The organism is Rhizobium sp. RM (assembly GCF_013390595.1).
Taxonomy (GTDB): Bacteria; Pseudomonadota; Alphaproteobacteria; order Rhizobiales; family Rhizobiaceae; genus Agrobacterium.
Genome location: NZ_JACAWV010000002.1, coordinates 26,570 through 42,253, shown reverse-complemented (window position 1 = coordinate 42,253; position 15,684 = coordinate 26,570). Strand labels below are relative to the sequence as shown.

The following is a 15,684-nucleotide window of genomic DNA, read 5'->3' as shown; positions in this document are numbered from 1 at the left end:
GCACGATGCGCGTTACCGAACTCAACATCTATCCGCTCAAAAGCGGGCGTGGCATTCCGCTTCAGGCCAGCGATATTTCCGCCGAAGGCCTGCCGGGCGATCGGCGCGCAATGCTGGTCGATCCTTCCGGTCATTTCATCACCCAACGGGAATTGCCAGCCATCGCAACATTGTTGGCCTTCCATGAAAATGGCGGCATGCGGTTTTCCAGTGATGGCAAGGGCGAGATTTTCGCTGCTGCATCGGGGCAGCGCATGGACGTGGCGGTGTGGAAATCCATCGTCAATGCCGCAGTCGCAGATGATGAGGTCAACGGCACGCTTTCGGAATGGCTGGGCCGCGATGTGAAGCTCGTCTTCTTCGATGAGTCGGCCGAACGAATCGCAAGCCTCGAATGGACCGGCAATGAAACGCCCGTCACCTTCGCGGACGGCTACCAGATACTCGTGACCACGACCGCATCGCTTGCCGCTCTCAACCGCGATATGCAGGCGAATGGTGAAGACAGCGTCGGCATGGACCGCTTCCGTCCTAATATCGTGCTGGAAACCGATGAAGCCTGGGCTGAAGACCGTTGGTCTGCCATCGAGATTGGCGGCATCCGGCTCGATCTCGTCAAACCCTGCGCGCGCTGCATCATGACCACGCAGGACCAGCAGACCGGCTCACGCGACGTCCCTTCGCCCATGAAGGCCATGGGGCGCATTCGTATGTCCGCGGATAGACGTGTTCCCGGCGTGCTGTTTGGATGGAACGTCACTCCCCGGGGTATCGGCCGGATCGCCGTTGGCGATGTCGCAACCATCGTCGAGGATCGGACTGAAGGCTGGGCCATCAAACGTCGCGGCTGAGCCCACGCAGCGGACTGTCGGATCATCTCTTGCACAAGCGTCGAAGCTGGGTCCCGCATCAACGGCGTTGATGCAGCCTGTCAAGAAAAGTGTCTGGTGAGACAACCCGACAGACGATAATAATTCTTCCAATACTGCTGAAATCCGCAGCTTTTCTTGCGCATGCAATCACCTGCGCAGCGCTGCCTTGGGAGGGGTCCCTATGTCACAAGCTGCGCGCCAGAGCATGCCCTGGCTTATCATCATCGCGGGATCGCTGATCGCCGTGATGACCTTCGGCCCGCGCTCCGCCATGGGCTTTTTCCAGTTGCCGATGTTGGCTGACACAGGTTGGGACCGCTCGACCTTCGGTCTCGCCATGGCGCTTCAGAACCTGTTCTGGGGCCTCGGGCAGCCGTTTTTCGGCGCACTGGCCGATAAATATGGCACCGGCAGGGTGCTGGTGATGTCAGGTGTTCTCTATGCCGCCGGCCTTGTCTGCATGTCGTTTGGCACCTCACCGTTCTGGCTGCATTTCGGTGGTGGTGTGCTGGTGGGTCTCGGCATCGCGGCGGGTTCCTTCAGCGTCATCCTTTCGGCATTCGCCCGACATGTCACACCGCAGCAGCGGTCCTTCGCCTTCGGTATCGGCACCGCTGCCGGCTCGGCAGGCATGTTCCTGTTTGCCCCCATCAGTCAGGGATTGATTTCGACCTATGGATGGTCGGACAGCCTGGTCTGGCTTGCTGCGATGATGCTGCTCGTGCCGCTGCTCGCCTGGCCGATGCGTGGCAACTCGTCTTCCGGCACGCAATCCCAGTCACAGTTCCAGCAGACGGCTGGCGAGGCGCTGAGAGAAGCCCTGGGTCACAAAAGCTATCTATTGCTGACAACCGGCTTTTTCGTGTGCGGTTTTCAGGTCGCCTTCATCACCGCGCATTTCCCTGCCTATCTCGGCGATATCGGTATCGAGGCACGTTATGCCGTGATCGCCATGGCGCTGATCGGCTTTTTCAACATCATCGGTTCGTTGGCGGCAGGCGTTATCGCGCAGCGCTATTCCAAGCCTTACCTGCTGGCCTATATCTATATTGCCCGTTCGGTCGCCGTGACCGCGTTCCTGCTTCTGCCGCAGACGCCGCTTACCGTCGTGATCTTTGCCGCCGTGATGGGCATTCTATGGCTCTCCACCGTGCCGCCAACCAATGCGCTCGTGGCGATCATGTTCGGCACGCGGCATCTGGGCATGCTCGGCGGCGTAGTGTTCCTGTCGCACCAGATCGGCTCGTTCCTCGGCGTCTGGCTCGGAGGCTTCCTTTACGACAAGCTCGGTTCCTACGATCTCGTCTGGTGGCTTGGCGTCGGCATGGGCATCTTTGCCGCCATCGTCCACTGGCCCATCCAGGAACGGCCGGCACCGCGGCCCGCGATTGCCTGACCCCTCGTCGTCGCCCGCTTGGCTTATCCCGCCTTGTCGAGTGTCGGCGGCGCGGTCTTACGCTGCAGCGCTTTTAGCGCCGCCTGCACGAAACCGTCGCGGGCGGCGTTTTCATTGAGGCCCCGCGGATCATAAACATGCCGGTTGAGAAAATGCGCGGTCAGCCGAAACGCAGCGGCAAGACTTTCACAATCGGCGGCCTCTGACTGCTCTTCACTCAGAAATGCAGGAAGCGCCAACATGCGGTCGGCATAGGGAGCGCCGGCTGCACGGCACACCGCCCTGCCCGTTTTCGGCGAAACATAGACGAGATCGGTCCGCAAACCGGTCGCAGCGCATTCGGCAAGATCGAGCCCAAAACCGAGGTCGTTCAATACAGCCAGTTCGAACCGCACGAACAGCTCACCGGCATCGGCCGGATCATGAAGATTGTCGAGAATGATATCCAGAGCCTGATAGAGATGCGGGTGCGGGTCTCGCTCGGGCAAAAGCCGCAACAGGGCGCCCATGGCCTGAACGCCATAGACCGCTGTTGCGGTTTCCATCAGTTGCGCCGCACGCAGTTGCAGCGGTTCGATGCGGTATTCACCGAGATGGTCATGCAGGCGTGCACGCCAGACGACATCCACTCTGTTGCCCGCCTGCAGCACCGGCTGCATGCTGCGCGACCGGCCGGAACGAACCATTCCAAGGTAGCGGCCACGCGAACGCGTCATCACCTCGGCGATCACACTTGTCTCGCCGTGGCGCTTTACGCCCAGAATGATTGCCTCGTCCTGCCACTGCATAGAGAAGTCGTCCGAATTTCGATTCAGCCGATCATAACCGATATGGCGAGAAAACGTTACGGTTCACGACGCCGGTGCGGTGATCTTTTCGATGAAAATGGCGATGTCGTTTTCGCCAAACGGCTTGCCGAGCAGTGGCGCGTGCGTGAGATCCTCGGGAAATCCGCTCGTGTCGCTGTAGCCACTGACAAAACCGAACGGCACGCCATCGCTTCGAAGACTGCGGGCAAAGTCGTAACTTTTGCCATCGGAAAGACTGACATCAAGAAGCACGCAGTCGGGACGCTCGGTCTGCACGGCGTTCTGCGCCTGCGCCAAGGTGGTCGCGATCACGATCGTTTCTATTCCGAGGGACTGGAGAACGGCTTCGATATCGAGCGCCACCAGATATTCATCCTCAACGATGACAACCCGCTGCGGCACCATGTCTTTTTCTTTCCAAATGATAAAGCCCGCCAGGCGGACGCTTTATGACTGTCACCGCGCATTTACGCGATGCGAGATCACCGCAGATTTCGCAAATTGAGACAGCCACGTCATTTAAAAAAGACATGTCGTAAAACAATCAGATGAATGGCCGGAGGCTTTTTCCGTCGTCGTCCCATCCAGCCTCTTCGGCAAGTCCTGCATCATCCAGGACCAGACAGCCCTTGTCCGTCCAGCGGATCAGGCCACGATCTGCAAGCTTGCGAAGCGTCTTGTTGGTGTGAACGATGGAAAGGCCAAGCGTATCAGCGACATGCTGCTGCGTCACGGGGATCGGCGTGTCGCCGTTCATGAGATTGACCGCTTTTGCCTTGCGATACAGAAACGCAATCAGGTAGGCCGCCCGCTCCAGCGCGGTACGGCGGCCGACGCTCAGCAGGTGGCTGTCCAGCATCCGCTCCTCACTTGCCGCTATCCAGGTCAGATCATAGGCAAGGCTTGGATGATCAGTAAAAAGGCTGTTGAGACGCGAGCGCTCGAACACACAGAGCGTAACCGGAGATAGCGCTTCCACGGAATGCTGCATCTCGCCCATTACCGTTCCCTGCAACCCGACGAGATCGCCGGGCAGTACGTAATTCAGGATCTGACGCCTGCCGTCTTCCAGTGTCTTGTAACGGAAGGCCCAGCCGTGCAGCACCGTATAGAGGTGTGCACTGTGCGATCCTTCCATGAGAATGACCGATGAACTCTCAACCGCAAGCTCGCCCGTCTTGAAGCGGGAAACGAAATCCAGTTCGGCGGAAGAGAAGTCCCTGAAATGCGGGATATCCCGCAAGGGACAGTGCTGACAGGGGGTTGTGGAAATGCCGTTCGGTTTTTTGGGCGACATGAATATCCGCTATCGGGAAAGGTTGAAACTTATGTCAGTAACAACCCAGCCGGAGGTGTTCCGGTTCCCGAGAGATCAGCGGAGATATCAGTTGCGCGGGAACTCCAGCCCCATCTCGCGGAAGCGCTCGGGATCATCACCCCAGTTTTCACGCACCTTGACGAACAGGAAGAGGTGGACCGGCTGCTCGAGGATTTCGGAAAGCTCCTTGCGAGACGCGGACGAGATCGACTTGATCGCCTCGCCACCCTTGCCAAGAGCGATCTTCTTCTGGCTTTCACGCTCGACGTAGATCACCTGCTCGATCCGGACCGAACCATCCTTGCGCTCTTCCCACTTTTCAGTCTCGACGTGGGAAGCGTAGGGCAGCTCCTGATGCAGGCGCAAAAACAGCTTTTCGCGGGTAATTTCGGCCGCAAGCTGGCGCATCGGCAGATCGGAAATCTGGTCTTCCGGATAATACCAAGGACCCTCGGGCAGAGCGGCGGCCAGGTAGTTCATCAGATCCTCGCAACCGGAACCGTTGGTGGCGGAGATCATGAAGGTGCGATCAAAGGCAACGATTTCGTTCGCCGCAGCGGCGAGCTTCAGAAGATCCTCACGCTTCACCTGATCGATCTTGTTCAGGCACAGGATTTTCTTCTGCGGAACGTCCTTCAGGCCTTCCAGAATGGTTTCGGCGTCGCCCTTCAGACCACGTTCGCTATCGATCAAAAGCAGGATGACATCAGCATCCTTGGCACCGCCCCAGGCGGATGTGACCATGGCGCGATCGAGCCGACGACGCGGCTTGAAGATGCCGGGCGTATCCATGAACACGATCTGGGCGTTGTCGTGAATGGCGATGCCGCGCATCACGGCGCGCGTCGTCTGAACCTTGTGGCTGACGATAGAAACCTTGGCGCCAACCAGCCGGTTGACCAGCGTCGACTTTCCCGCATTGGTCGGGCCGATCAACGCCACGAAGCCGGAACGGGTCGGAAGGTTATTGTCATCGCCGGATACGGCAGGGTTCTCGAGATCAGTCATGATGTCCATTCAGGTTCAGAGGTATTCAGCACAGTCGCCCTCAAGGCTCTTCTGTGCGCTCAGTTTTTTGTGTCGGCCTTCTGCCAGACACCTTCGCGTTCCAGAAGCCTGGTCGCAGCCACTTGTTCTGCTGCGCGCTTGGAACGTTCTACACCCGTTTCCGGCTTTACGCCCGGTATTTCCACGGTCACCGTGAAACGTGGATCGTGATCCGGACCGGAGCGGTCGTCAATCCGATAAAGAGGTGTAACGGAAAATCTTGCATGGGCCCATTCCTGCAACTCGGTCTTCGCATCGCGACGTCCTGCATCAACGCGGGTTGCGCGGCCCTGCCAGAATTTCAGAATAAACCCACGAGCAGCTTCCAGCCCGCCATCGAGATAGATCGCCGCAATCAGGCTTTCCACCACGTCAGCGCGCACGTTCAGCATCGCCTTGCCGGTCAGTCGCTTCACGTCCGCGCCAGTGCGGATAAACAGGTGGAGACCCATTTCATCGGCAATGGAGGCACAGGACTCAGCGCTGACGAGCTGGTTCAAACGGACGGACAGCTCACCTTCCGTTGCAGAGCGAAAGGTGGAGAACAGAAGTTCGGCAACGCTGAGACCGAGAACGCGGTCTCCGAGGAACTCCAGCCGCTCATAATTTTCGGTCGTGCCGGAGCGCGCACTGGCGTGGGTCAAGGCCCGGTCGAGCCGGGCCTTTTCCTTGAACTGATATCCGATCAACGTCTCCAGCCGGGAGATTTCCTCGACTGAAAGCGGCTTGCTCTTACTCATTCCACAACCTTGAAGAGGCGATCCCAACGCATGTTGGCTGGCCATTCCCAAATGCGGCTGAACGGTGTGTCATTGCCCAGCGAGAAGAAGATGACGCTGGCGCGGCCGATCAGATTTTCTGCCGGCACGAAACCAACATCGAAGCGGCTATCGAGCGAATTGTCGCGATTGTCGCCCATCATGAAGTAATGACCTTCAGGCACCACGAATTCGCGGGTGTTATCCCCACGGCTATCCGGCGACTGGTCCAGTGTGTCGTAAGTTACGCCATTGTCGAGTGTCTCACGGAATACCGGAACGTTTGCGCCCGGATCAGCGCGATAGTCCGACGTAAACACGCCATCCGGCTGCTTCGGGACAGGCTGCCCGTTGATGAACAGCACGCCGTTGGTCACCTGGATGCGATCACCCGGCAGGCCAACAAGGCGCTTGATGTAATCGACTTCCGGGTTCGGCGGCAGGCGGAACACCACGACATCACCGCGCTTCGGTTCGGAGAACTGCAGGATACGACCGGAGAACAGGTCCGGCGAGAACGGCAACGAGTATTTCGAATAGCCGTAGGAGAACTTGTTCACGAACAGGTAATCGCCCACTAGAAGCGTCGGCATCATGGAGCCGGACGGGATCGTGAAGGGCTGAAAGAGAACGGTGCGAATGACCATGGCGAGCAACAACGCCTGGACGATGACCTTGACGTTTTCCCAGAGAGCGTTCTGCTTCTTCTCAGTTTTTTCGGACACTTAAAGACCTGTCTTATTGTTGCCCGGATTTCCCCGTCAGCAGGAACCTTTCTGTTGCGGTTCCAGCCGGGAAGCCGGTTTCCATTCCACCTGAAAACACTTTCGCATTTCGAGGGACTTCTCTAGAGCCTTTCCAGCCCGAAGGGAAGCGCTTCCGTCATACGGCCGCAAATAGAACGGCAATATGGCTTAACCGCTAACAGGAAGGGCTTCGATAATCACAAATGCCTGAGCGTAAGGGTAGTCGTCCGTGATTGTAAGGTGAATGTTGGCCTTGTGACCAGCCGGCAGCATCGTCTCAAGCCTTTTTGCCGCACCATTGGTGAGCGCCATTGTCGGCTTTCCACCCGGCAGATTGACGACACCCATATCTTTCCAGAAAACGCCATTGGCAAGCCCTGTTCCAAGCGCCTTCGAACAGGCCTCCTTGGCGGCGAAGCGTTTGGCATACGACGCGGCACGGTTTTTTCGTCCATCGGATTTGGCGCGCTCGATGTCGGTGAAGCAACGGTGAGTGAAGCGCTCACCAAACCGGTTCAGCGAATTTTCAACGCGGCGGATGTCGATAAGATCGCTGCCCATACCGATGATCATTTCAATAACTCCAGAGATGCGTTGCGGTTGGCAGCACGCTGCGCCAGATTTTCGATTTTCCGGCGACGGAAACCGCGAATGAGGCTGAAAACAGTGACGTAGGCAACCACGGCGGTGATGAGTGCCGGCAACACGGCACCAACGATCATCGGCTCCAATACCGGCTTCCATATTTGGCGGAATTCGAGATGGCTGAACAGCGCGGCAAAATCGACATGGGATGCGCTTTCAGCCCGCTCCCGTCCGAGGAGAACGTGGCCCAGCTCCCAGGTCGACGCCCAAATGAAGGGAAATGTCAGCGGGTTGGCAAGGGTCGTACCGAGTGCCGCAGCAACCAGATTGGCACGCAAAATGAAGCCGAGCGCCATGGCGATGATAATATGGACCCCAAGAAAGGGCGTCCATGCGACACCGGCCCCAATCGCCACACCCGAAGCGACGGAATAGGGCGACGCCGATAACCGCAACAGGCGCAGCTTCATATAACGAAGAGAACGGCTGAAACCCGAGCGCGGCCAAACAAGGTCGCGGACTTTATCGGAAAAACCAACGGGATCACGGCGGCGAAACAACATGAGCCAAGTCTATTTCATCGCCGCGGCACAGCCAAGAGGCTCAGAGACGCGCGAAAAGCCGCGCGCCCTCATACTATCTGCATGGCGAAGATCTGCCATGCATGAAATGCATTACTTACGGAACAGGCCGCGATCGATTTCGCGCTGACGGAATTCGAGGTCAACGTTCGATACCGAACCGCTGAGATATTCGAATTCGCGTTCCTGGGTGGTCTTGCCACGAACGGCACGGGCGAACTTGCGAAGCGGAGTAAACATGATTTTAGGTCCTTTCGGTTTGTGACATGGCGTTTCTCATCAGTGGAACTCCACCGGCACGCCGCTTGTCGTGTCTTTAATTTCTGAAAGGAAGATAGTTTCAAACCGCGTTTCGGACCAGACACACGAAAAGGCCGCTGCCATGCGCTGTACGCATAGCAACCGCCTTTCTGCTCAATCTTTCGTCTGTGAATGCCTCAATCGAAGGCACGTTTGACCGTTGAAACGCAATCAAGGTCCTTGAGCTGCGACAGAAGCTGGTTCAACTGACGCAAATCCCACACTTCGATGTCGAGCGCCAGTTCGGAGAAGTCCGTACCGATGCGGATCATGTTCAGTGTTCGGATGTTGACGTCGATCGTTGCAATCGACTGCGCCACCGACGCCAGCGTACCCGGCTCATTCAACGCATTGATCAGAATACGGGCCATGAACCGCGACTTGTTTGCCTCATCCAGGTCCCAGCGCACGTCGATCCACCGTTCCGGTTCATCATCGAAGCGCTGAAGCGCTGGCGCCTGAATCGGATAGATGGTGATCCCCTTGCCCTTTTCCATGATGCCGACAATGCGATCGCCGGGAACCGCGCCGGCAGGCCCGAAATGCACATCGACATTGCCCGACAGACCACGAATCGGCAATGGATCGGGACCATCGAGCATCTCCGCTGCACCGTCATCCTCGAGAACCGAGCGGGATTTGCCGGGAATCTTGAAGACCATGCCGGAGGCGCTGCGCATATTGAACCAGCCGTCGTCGCCCGTCATTTTCACGGTCACGCGCTCGTCCTGATAATCGGGGTAAACCGCGCGCAGCACATCGAGAGACGACACCTCGCCACGACCGACGGCAGCAATCGCGTCTTCAACATCCTTCTGCGCCAGACGATGAAGAACCGGCTTCAATGCCTCACGCGAGAAAGGCTTGCCGGCGCGCTCGAACGTACGCTCCAGAATACGGTAACCCAGACCCGAATACTGCTTGCGGATTGCCATGCGTGTCGCGCGGCGGATTGCGGAACGGGCCTTACCCGTGACGACGACCTCTTCCCACGCGGCTGGTGGCACCTGCACGCCGGAGCGGATGATTTCGACTTCGTCGCCATTGTTCAGGCGCGTCACGAGCGGCATGATCCGGCCGTTGATCTTGGCTCCGACCGTCGTGTCACCGATGTTGGTGTGCACCGCGTAAGCGAAGTCGATCGGGGTCGCGCCACGTGGCAAAGCGATGAGCTTGCCTTTGGGCGTGAAGCAGAACACCTGGTCCTGGAAAAGTTCGAGCTTGGTATGCTCCAGAAACTCTTCCGGGCTGTCGCCTTCGGCCAGCGATTCGATGGTGTGGCGCAGCCAGGAATAGGCGTTGGATTCCGGCGAGAGAAGATCCCCCTCCCCGTTCTCGCCATCCTTGTAAAGCGCGTGTGCAGCGATACCGAATTCGGCAATCTCGTGCATGCGCTTTGTGCGGATCTGCAGTTCGATACGCTGCCGCGACGGACCGACAATGGTGGTATGGATCGAACGATAGTCGTTCTGCTTCGGCGTCGAGATATAATCCTTGAAGCGACCCGGGACGACACGCCAACGGGTATGCACGATGCCGAGCGCACGATAGCAGGCCGTGATGTCATCGACGAGGATGCGGAAACCGTAGACGTCGGAAAGCTGCTCGAAGGACAGCGACTTCGACTGCATCTTGCGGAACACTGAATAGGGCTTTTTCTGGCGTCCCTTGACGGCTGCACCGGACAGACCGTTCGCAACGAGCAGTTCGCGCAGTTCGTCCTCGATCTTCTTGATCAGCCCTTCGTTGCGGGTTTCCAGTTCCTGCAGGCGGTTGGTGACGGTCTCATAAGCTTCGGGATTGAGATAGCGGAAGGACAGATCCTCCAGCTCGTCGCGCATATCCTGCATACCCATGCGGCCGGCAAGCGGCGCATAGATTTCCATCGTTTCCTCGGAAATACGGCTGCGCTTGTCGGCAGGCATGTATTCCATGGTGCGCATGTTGTGCAGGCGGTCGGCAAGTTTGACCAGCAGGACACGGACATCATCGGAAATGGCGAGAAGCAGCTTGCGCAGATTCTCAGCCTGTTTCGCCTTGCGGGTGACGAGGTCGAGCTTCTTGAGCTTCGTCAAACCCTCGACGAGACGGCCGATGTCTTCACCGAAAAGCTCATCGATCTCCGCACGCGTGGCGGTGGTATCTTCAATGGTGTCATGCAGCAGCGCGACCGCGATGGTCGATTCATCCAGATGCATTTCCGTCAGGATAGCGGCAACTTCAAGCGGATGCGAAATATAAGGGTCGCCATTGGCCCGCTTTTGCTGGCCGTGTTTCTGCATGGCGTAGACATAGGCCTTGTTCAGCAAGGCCTCATTCGCATCCGGTTTATATTTTTGAACCCGCTCAACGAGTTCGTATTGCCGCATCATGCGATATTCCACAAAAAGAAAGCGCGCCAACCGCGAGGTCAGCGCACAATGCTGCATCAATAGGGATCAGATTATGACGGGAAAGATTGACAGACCGTAACCGGCACCTGCCAATCCCATCATAATTGCTATCAATAGTCGTCGTTCTTTTCCGGCGGCACAAGGCCTTCGATACCGGCCAGCAGTTCTTCTTCAGACATCTGGTCGAAGTTGATGGTTTCCGGCAGGTCCTCGTCTTCGCCATCAGCAACGGCAGAGGCAGCCAGCGTCACCGGATCGGGCTCCGGCTCGTCAACTTCCACATGCTTCTGCAGCGAATGGATGAGGTCTTCCTTGAGATCGTCTGGCGACAGTGTTTCGTCGGCGATTTCGCGCAGTGCAACAACCGGGTTCTTGTCGTTGTCGCGGTCAATCGTGATAGCGGAGCCCTGGGAAATCTGGCGCGCACGATGGCTGGCGAGAAGGACCAACTCAAAACGGTTGTCTACTTTATCAATGCAATCTTCTACTGTGACGCGGGCCATTGCCTGTCCTTTACGGGTCGTTATGTCGCGGATTAACGGTTCCGATACAGCCATTGGCCACGGAATTCAAGTTTTTCCTGAATTTGGCGTCTTATGTCACTTTAATTGTCGATTTTGGCGCCTGATGAAAAAATTGTCTATGAGAATTGTCTTGGAATACGCGGGAAGGTAGCTTACTTAAAATTCAACGGCATGCGTCAAAGTTGAGAAAACGCATTTTTCGCTTCGCGGCCGGATGAGAAAAGCCAGAGTAATGGCCTTCCAAATAAGGAATGGGATGGAATGTTCGATCCACGGGAGAAAATTGCGCTCTTCATCGATGGAGCCAATCTTTATGCAGCTTCGAAAAGCCTGGGATTCGATATCGACTACCGCAAGCTTCTGAAAGCGTTTCAAAAGCGCGGTTACCTGTTGCGAGCTTATTATTATACGGCCCTCATTGAGGACCAGGAATATTCGTCGATCCGTCCGTTGATCGACTGGCTAGACTATAACGGCTACAAAGTCGTGACAAAGCCTGCGAAAGAATTCACCGATGCGCTCGGTCGCCGCAAGATCAAGGGCAACATGGACATCGAGCTTGCCGTCGACGCCATGGAGCAATCCGAGACTGTCGATCATCTCGTTCTCTTCTCGGGCGACGGTGACTTCACCACTCTCGTCGATGCACTTCAGCGCAAGGGCCGCAAGGTTTCCGTCGTATCGACGATGGCAACGCAGCCTGCCATGATTGCCGACGATTTGCGCAGACAGGCTGACCACTTCATCGATCTGATGACGCTGAAGGCAGAGATTGGCCGCGATCCGAACGAGCGCCCTGCCCGTCACGCAGAAAGCCCGGAAACGATGTGATTTCGGCGAAACGCCAAAACAAACAAAACGCGTCCATCAAAAGATGGGCGCGTTTTTTCTTTGCGCGATCGCCGTGTTCTACTTTGCCGATCTGGCAAAATTTGTTCCAAAGATGACAAACGTCAATTCAGTATATTCGAAATTATATCTTGGTTAACGATAGTGATGTCTTAGTCCGGTTAACGGTGCCGCTCAGGTGACGGGCACTAAATCAGGATTATCGACATGACCGGCCAAATAAAGACCAATCAACAACTCGGCGAAAGACTGGATTTTCTGGGGCTCGGCAGTGAGCAGCGGCAGACGCTGGCGGGTTTGAAAGGCGTCATTACCGGCTCTCTCGATGCATCGCTTGATGCATTTTACGCCAAAGCGCGTGCTGTCCCCGAAACAGCGAAGTTCTTCTCAAGCGAAGCGCATATCCAGCACGCCAAAAGCATGCAGGTGAAGCATTGGTCGCGGATTGCCAGCGGCACTTTCGATGACAGCTATACCCAGGCCGTCACGGCAATTGGTCGCACCCACGCAAAACTCGGCCTCGAACCCCGCTGGTACATCGGCGGTTACGCCCTTGTTCTGGAGGGTATTATCAAATCCGTCATCGAATCCGAACTGAAGGGCATCTTTGCGGAAAAGAAGGCCAGAAAGCTCAAGGACGCGCTGACAGTCACCGTCAAGGCCGCCCTTCTCGACATGGACTATTCCATCTCCGTCTATCTCGAGGCACTCGCCGCCGAACGACAGAAAGTCGAAGCCGAACAGGTGCAGATGAAGCGGGAGCAAGATCATATTCTCGAGCTTCTGAACAACGCGTTGGCCAAACTTGCCAATGGCGACCTGACATCGACCATTACGGAAAAAACCGCACCTCAGTTCGAAGGCCTGATGGCGAGCTTCAACACTGCGCTTGGCAACCTCTCCGATGCCTTTTCGCAGATCGTCAATGAAGCGAACAAGATTTCCGGCAACACCCAGGAGCTGACGTCAGCAACCGACGACATGGCCCGCCGCACGGAGCAGCAGGCTGCGGCACTTGAGGAAACAGCCGCCGCCGTCGAGGAAATCACCACCATTTCCAGGCTGTCGGCACAGCGCTCTGAAGAAGCAAAGGTGATGGTCGAGAGCTCGGCCGTCGAGGCCGCACGTTCCCGCGAAGTCGTGATGGAGGCCGTCAACGCCATGAGCGCCATCGAAACCTCTTCGCAGAAAATCACCCAGATCATTGCCGTGATCGATGAAATCTCTTTCCAGACCAACCTTTTGGCGCTGAATGCGGGCGTCGAGGCGGCGCGAGCCGGCGAGGCCGGCAAGGGTTTTGCCGTTGTTGCCCAGGAAGTGCGCGAACTGGCGCAGCGCTCGGCCACAGCAGCCAAGGAAATCAAGACACTGATTGCCAAATCCTCTGCCGACGTGATGCAGGGCGTTTCGCTGGTCAACAAGACCGGAGAATCGCTGAACACGATCGGCAACAAGGTCGACAGTATCAATGAGCACATCGCGTCGCTGACGAAGGCGGCGCAGGAGCAGTCTATGGGCATCCAGGAAATCAGCGCGGCCATCAACAGCATGGACCACCTGACTCAGCAGAATGCGGCGATGGTGGAAGAAACCAATGCGGCGACCCATAATCTGGGTGATGTCAGCGCCAATCTTGCTGCACTCGTCGCGCGCTTCAACGTATCGTCTTCTACCGGTTATACAGCGCCCTATTATCGAGCAGCGTGAGGAGACGCAGGTTTCCAAACGAGCACTCAATAAAAAAAGCGGCGCATGGAGCGCCGCTTTTTTGTTTGTGAACGTGAGGGACTGATCGGTTTAGCCGCCCTTAAGAAGACGCGACTTCTGACGGTTCCAATCGCGCTCCTTTTCCGTCTCGCGCTTGTCGTGCAGCTTCTTGCCCTTTGCCAAAGCCAGTTCGAGCTTAGCGCGTCCACTATCGTTGAAATAGATCTTCAGCGGCACCAGCGTCATACCTTCGCGGTTGATACCAGCACGCAAACGATTGATTTCGCGCTTGTTCAGAAGGAGCTTGCGACGACGGCGCGGTTCGTGATTGAAGCGGTTGGCCTGCAGATACTCCGGCAGATGCGAGTTGATGAGCCAGATCTCATCGCCCTCATCCGACGCGTAGGATTCAGCGATATTCGCCTTGCCTTCGCGAAGCGATTTCACCTCAGTCCCCGTCAGCACGAGCCCGGCTTCGTAAGTGTCGATGATTTCATAGTTGAAGCGAGCCTTGCGGTTTTCCGCAACGATCTTCTTCACCACACGCTGGCTTCCTTTGGGGGCCATGATCCTTCAATCCCTTGTTCTTCTTATTGCGCCTGCGATGTTCCACCGGGGCGGGTGCATGCATCCTATTTAGTATCGTCGCGGCGAAAAGAAAAGGCGCGCTCGACAGCTCCACATCAGAAGCAGTCGCTTGCGCGCCTCTACTCTATTTTCAGGCTTCAGTTTGTCAGGCCGGCATGCTTCAGCGCTGCATCTATAGCCGCTTCGGTAGATGCCTCCAGCGAGCTCATCAGTGGGGAGCGAACAGTGCGGTTGCCGCCACGGGTCTGCGACAGCGCATATTTTGTACCGCAAACACCGGGTTCCATGAAAATGGCCTTGTGCAACGGCATCAGACGATCCTGATATTCCAAAGCTGCCACATAGTCGCCAGCCGCCATTGCCGTCTGGAATTCTGCACACAGACGCGGGGCGACGTTTGCCGTAACAGAAATACAGCCAACGCCGCCATGGGCGTTAAAGCCAAGTGCCGTGCCATCTTCACCGGACAGCTGGACGAACCCCTTGCCACAGGAAATACGCTGCTCGGAAACACGATCGAGCTTGCCAGTCGCATCCTTGACGCCAACGATGTTCTTGTGCGCCTTGACAAGCGCACCCATCGTTTCAGGAGACATGTCGACCACCGAACGTGGCGGGATATTATAGATGATGATCGGCAGTTTCACCGCGTCGGCAACAGCCGAGAAATGCGCGAAAAGGCCCTTCTGGGTCGGTTTGTTATAATACGGCGTGACGACCAGAAGCGCATCCGCGCCAGCCTCTTCGGCGTGCTGGGCAAGCTCGATCGCTTCATTCGTGTTGTTCGATCCGGCGCCTGCGATGACCGGTACCCGTTTCGCCGCTACCTCGATGCACAGCTCGACAACACGTTTGTGCTCGTCGTGGGACAGGGTCGGAGATTCCCCCGTCGTGCCCACAGGCACAAGACCGTTGCTGCCTTCAGCGATCTGCCACTCCACATGGGCGGCAAATGCCTGTTCGTCCACGGCGCCATCGTCCGTAAACGGGGTAATGAGGGCGGGAATGGATCCCTTGAACATGCAAAACTCCTGGCGCCGAGCGGTTCATGCTTCGGCCGCATTCGATGGTTAAAACCCGCACACATTAGTGCCAGCCCTTGAAGCCGACAAGCGCAAAGGAAGGCGATTTCGTCCGAAAACACCGACGAAATGCCGCCTTGCGGACTGCAAGCACATAAAGCGGGAGAGCGCGGACAAGGCAAGCGGCAA

The 15,684-nt window shown here is 57.0% G+C and carries 17 protein-coding genes; 4 read left to right on the top strand and 13 right to left on the bottom strand.

Annotated features, from left to right (window positions below; genetic code table 11):
- Nucleotides 1-5: 5 nt before the first annotated feature.
- A complete protein-coding gene (locus tag HWX89_RS00275; protein WP_138795748.1) occupies nucleotides 6-851 on the top strand; it encodes an MOSC domain-containing protein in 846 nt (281 codons plus the stop codon).
- Nucleotides 852-1,053: 202 nt separating this feature from the next.
- Nucleotides 1,054-2,268: an MFS transporter gene (locus HWX89_RS00270; RefSeq protein WP_138795749.1), complete on the top strand. Its 1,215-nt coding sequence runs from the start codon at nucleotides 1,054-1,056 to the stop codon at nucleotides 2,266-2,268.
- A gap of 23 nt (nucleotides 2,269-2,291) precedes the next feature.
- Here the strand turns inward: HWX89_RS00270 and recO are convergent, their stop codons facing one another.
- The 11 genes from recO to rpoZ form a co-directional block, all read right to left on the bottom strand.
- Nucleotides 2,292-3,056 carry a DNA repair protein RecO gene (recO, locus tag HWX89_RS00265; RefSeq protein ID WP_138795750.1) on the bottom strand — a complete coding sequence of 255 codons (765 nt, stop codon included), beginning with the start codon at nucleotides 3,054-3,056 and terminating at the stop codon, nucleotides 2,292-2,294.
- A gap of 63 nt (nucleotides 3,057-3,119) precedes the next feature.
- On the bottom strand, nucleotides 3,120-3,482 hold the full coding sequence (locus tag HWX89_RS00260; protein WP_138795751.1) for a response regulator: 363 nt from the start codon (nucleotides 3,480-3,482) through the stop codon (nucleotides 3,120-3,122).
- A gap of 139 nt (nucleotides 3,483-3,621) precedes the next feature.
- Nucleotides 3,622-4,374, bottom strand: a complete 753-nt coding sequence (locus HWX89_RS00255; RefSeq protein WP_138795752.1) for a Crp/Fnr family transcriptional regulator — start codon at nucleotides 4,372-4,374, stop codon at nucleotides 3,622-3,624.
- Nucleotides 4,375-4,461: 87 nt separating this feature from the next.
- Nucleotides 4,462-5,412, bottom strand: a complete 951-nt coding sequence (era, locus tag HWX89_RS00250) for a GTPase Era (protein ID WP_502707563.1) — start codon at nucleotides 5,410-5,412, stop codon at nucleotides 4,462-4,464.
- 50 nt (nucleotides 5,413-5,462) lie between these two features.
- The gene (gene rnc, locus HWX89_RS00245) at nucleotides 5,463-6,182 is read right to left on the bottom strand and encodes a ribonuclease III (protein WP_138795754.1); all 720 of its coding nucleotides are present in this window, start codon (nucleotides 6,180-6,182) and stop codon (nucleotides 5,463-5,465) included.
- Nucleotides 6,179-6,925: a signal peptidase I gene (gene lepB, locus HWX89_RS00240; RefSeq protein ID WP_138795755.1), complete on the bottom strand. Its 747-nt coding sequence runs from the start codon at nucleotides 6,923-6,925 to the stop codon at nucleotides 6,179-6,181. The genes rnc and lepB overlap by 4 nt, the downstream gene beginning before the upstream one ends.
- Before the next feature lie 189 nt (nucleotides 6,926-7,114).
- Entirely contained in the window at nucleotides 7,115-7,519 is a 405-nt protein-coding gene (gene acpS, locus HWX89_RS00235; protein ID WP_138795756.1) for a holo-ACP synthase, read from the bottom strand.
- On the bottom strand, nucleotides 7,516-8,094 hold the full coding sequence (locus HWX89_RS00230) for a DUF2062 domain-containing protein (RefSeq protein WP_138795757.1): 579 nt from the start codon (nucleotides 8,092-8,094) through the stop codon (nucleotides 7,516-7,518). Before HWX89_RS00230 ends, acpS begins: the two co-directional genes overlap by 4 nt.
- A 111-nt stretch (nucleotides 8,095-8,205) precedes the next feature.
- The gene (locus HWX89_RS00225) at nucleotides 8,206-8,352 is read right to left on the bottom strand and encodes a DUF3563 domain-containing protein (protein ID WP_138795758.1); all 147 of its coding nucleotides are present in this window, start codon (nucleotides 8,350-8,352) and stop codon (nucleotides 8,206-8,208) included.
- A 197-nt stretch (nucleotides 8,353-8,549) separates the two neighbouring features.
- Nucleotides 8,550-10,784, bottom strand: coding sequence for a RelA/SpoT family protein (locus tag HWX89_RS00220; protein ID WP_138795759.1), 2,235 nt, complete (start codon nucleotides 10,782-10,784; stop codon nucleotides 8,550-8,552).
- 131 nt (nucleotides 10,785-10,915) lie between these two features.
- Nucleotides 10,916-11,308, bottom strand: a complete 393-nt coding sequence (rpoZ, locus tag HWX89_RS00215) for a DNA-directed RNA polymerase subunit omega (protein WP_138795760.1) — start codon at nucleotides 11,306-11,308, stop codon at nucleotides 10,916-10,918.
- A gap of 282 nt (nucleotides 11,309-11,590) precedes the next feature.
- On the opposite strand from rpoZ, the gene HWX89_RS00210 reads away from it, so the two are divergent.
- Together HWX89_RS00210 and HWX89_RS00205 are read left to right on the top strand one after the other, a co-directional pair.
- Complete coding sequence (locus HWX89_RS00210) at nucleotides 11,591-12,160, top strand: LabA-like NYN domain-containing protein (RefSeq protein ID WP_138795761.1); 570 nt, start codon at nucleotides 11,591-11,593, stop codon at nucleotides 12,158-12,160.
- A gap of 225 nt (nucleotides 12,161-12,385) precedes the next feature.
- Nucleotides 12,386-13,885 carry a methyl-accepting chemotaxis protein gene (locus HWX89_RS00205; RefSeq protein WP_138795762.1) on the top strand — a complete coding sequence of 500 codons (1,500 nt, stop codon included), beginning with the start codon at nucleotides 12,386-12,388 and terminating at the stop codon, nucleotides 13,883-13,885.
- 90 nt (nucleotides 13,886-13,975) lie between these two features.
- Here the strand turns inward: HWX89_RS00205 and smpB are convergent, their stop codons facing one another.
- A complete protein-coding gene (smpB, locus tag HWX89_RS00200) occupies nucleotides 13,976-14,452 on the bottom strand; it encodes an SsrA-binding protein SmpB (protein WP_138795763.1) in 477 nt (158 codons plus the stop codon).
- Nucleotides 14,453-14,610: 158 nt separating this feature from the next.
- Entirely contained in the window at nucleotides 14,611-15,495 is an 885-nt protein-coding gene (dapA, locus tag HWX89_RS00195; RefSeq protein WP_138795764.1) for a 4-hydroxy-tetrahydrodipicolinate synthase, read from the bottom strand.
- Nucleotides 15,496-15,684 lie beyond the last annotated feature (189 nt).

What these genes read in the sequence shown, in the direction of transcription:
- HWX89_RS00275 (WP_138795748.1), top strand. Translation starts at nt 6, where the DNA reads ATGCGCGTTACCGAACTCAACATCTATCCGCTCAAAAGCGGGCGTGGC.
- HWX89_RS00270 (WP_138795749.1), top strand. Translation starts at nt 1,054, where the DNA reads ATGTCACAAGCTGCGCGCCAGAGCATGCCCTGGCTTATCATCATCGCG.
- recO (WP_138795750.1), bottom strand. Translation starts at nt 3,056, where the DNA reads ATGCAGTGGCAGGACGAGGCAATCATTCTGGGCGTAAAGCGCCACGGC.
- HWX89_RS00260 (WP_138795751.1), bottom strand. Translation starts at nt 3,482, where the DNA reads ATGGTGCCGCAGCGGGTTGTCATCGTTGAGGATGAATATCTGGTGGCG.
- HWX89_RS00255 (WP_138795752.1), bottom strand. Translation starts at nt 4,374, where the DNA reads ATGTCGCCCAAAAAACCGAACGGCATTTCCACAACCCCCTGTCAGCAC.
- era (WP_502707563.1), bottom strand. Translation starts at nt 5,412, where the DNA reads ATGGACATCATGACTGATCTCGAGAACCCTGCCGTATCCGGCGATGAC.
- rnc (WP_138795754.1), bottom strand. Translation starts at nt 6,182, where the DNA reads ATGAGTAAGAGCAAGCCGCTTTCAGTCGAGGAAATCTCCCGGCTGGAG.
- acpS (WP_138795756.1), bottom strand. Translation starts at nt 7,519, where the DNA reads ATGATCATCGGTATGGGCAGCGATCTTATCGACATCCGCCGCGTTGAA.
- HWX89_RS00230 (WP_138795757.1), bottom strand. Translation starts at nt 8,094, where the DNA reads ATGTTGTTTCGCCGCCGTGATCCCGTTGGTTTTTCCGATAAAGTCCGC.
- HWX89_RS00225 (WP_138795758.1), bottom strand. Translation starts at nt 8,352, where the DNA reads ATGTTTACTCCGCTTCGCAAGTTCGCCCGTGCCGTTCGTGGCAAGACC.
- HWX89_RS00220 (WP_138795759.1), bottom strand. Translation starts at nt 10,784, where the DNA reads ATGATGCGGCAATACGAACTCGTTGAGCGGGTTCAAAAATATAAACCG.
- rpoZ (WP_138795760.1), bottom strand. Translation starts at nt 11,308, where the DNA reads ATGGCCCGCGTCACAGTAGAAGATTGCATTGATAAAGTAGACAACCGT.
- HWX89_RS00210 (WP_138795761.1), top strand. Translation starts at nt 11,591, where the DNA reads ATGTTCGATCCACGGGAGAAAATTGCGCTCTTCATCGATGGAGCCAAT.
- HWX89_RS00205 (WP_138795762.1), top strand. Translation starts at nt 12,386, where the DNA reads ATGACCGGCCAAATAAAGACCAATCAACAACTCGGCGAAAGACTGGAT.
- smpB (WP_138795763.1), bottom strand. Translation starts at nt 14,452, where the DNA reads ATGGCCCCCAAAGGAAGCCAGCGTGTGGTGAAGAAGATCGTTGCGGAA.
- dapA (WP_138795764.1), bottom strand. Translation starts at nt 15,495, where the DNA reads ATGTTCAAGGGATCCATTCCCGCCCTCATTACCCCGTTTACGGACGAT.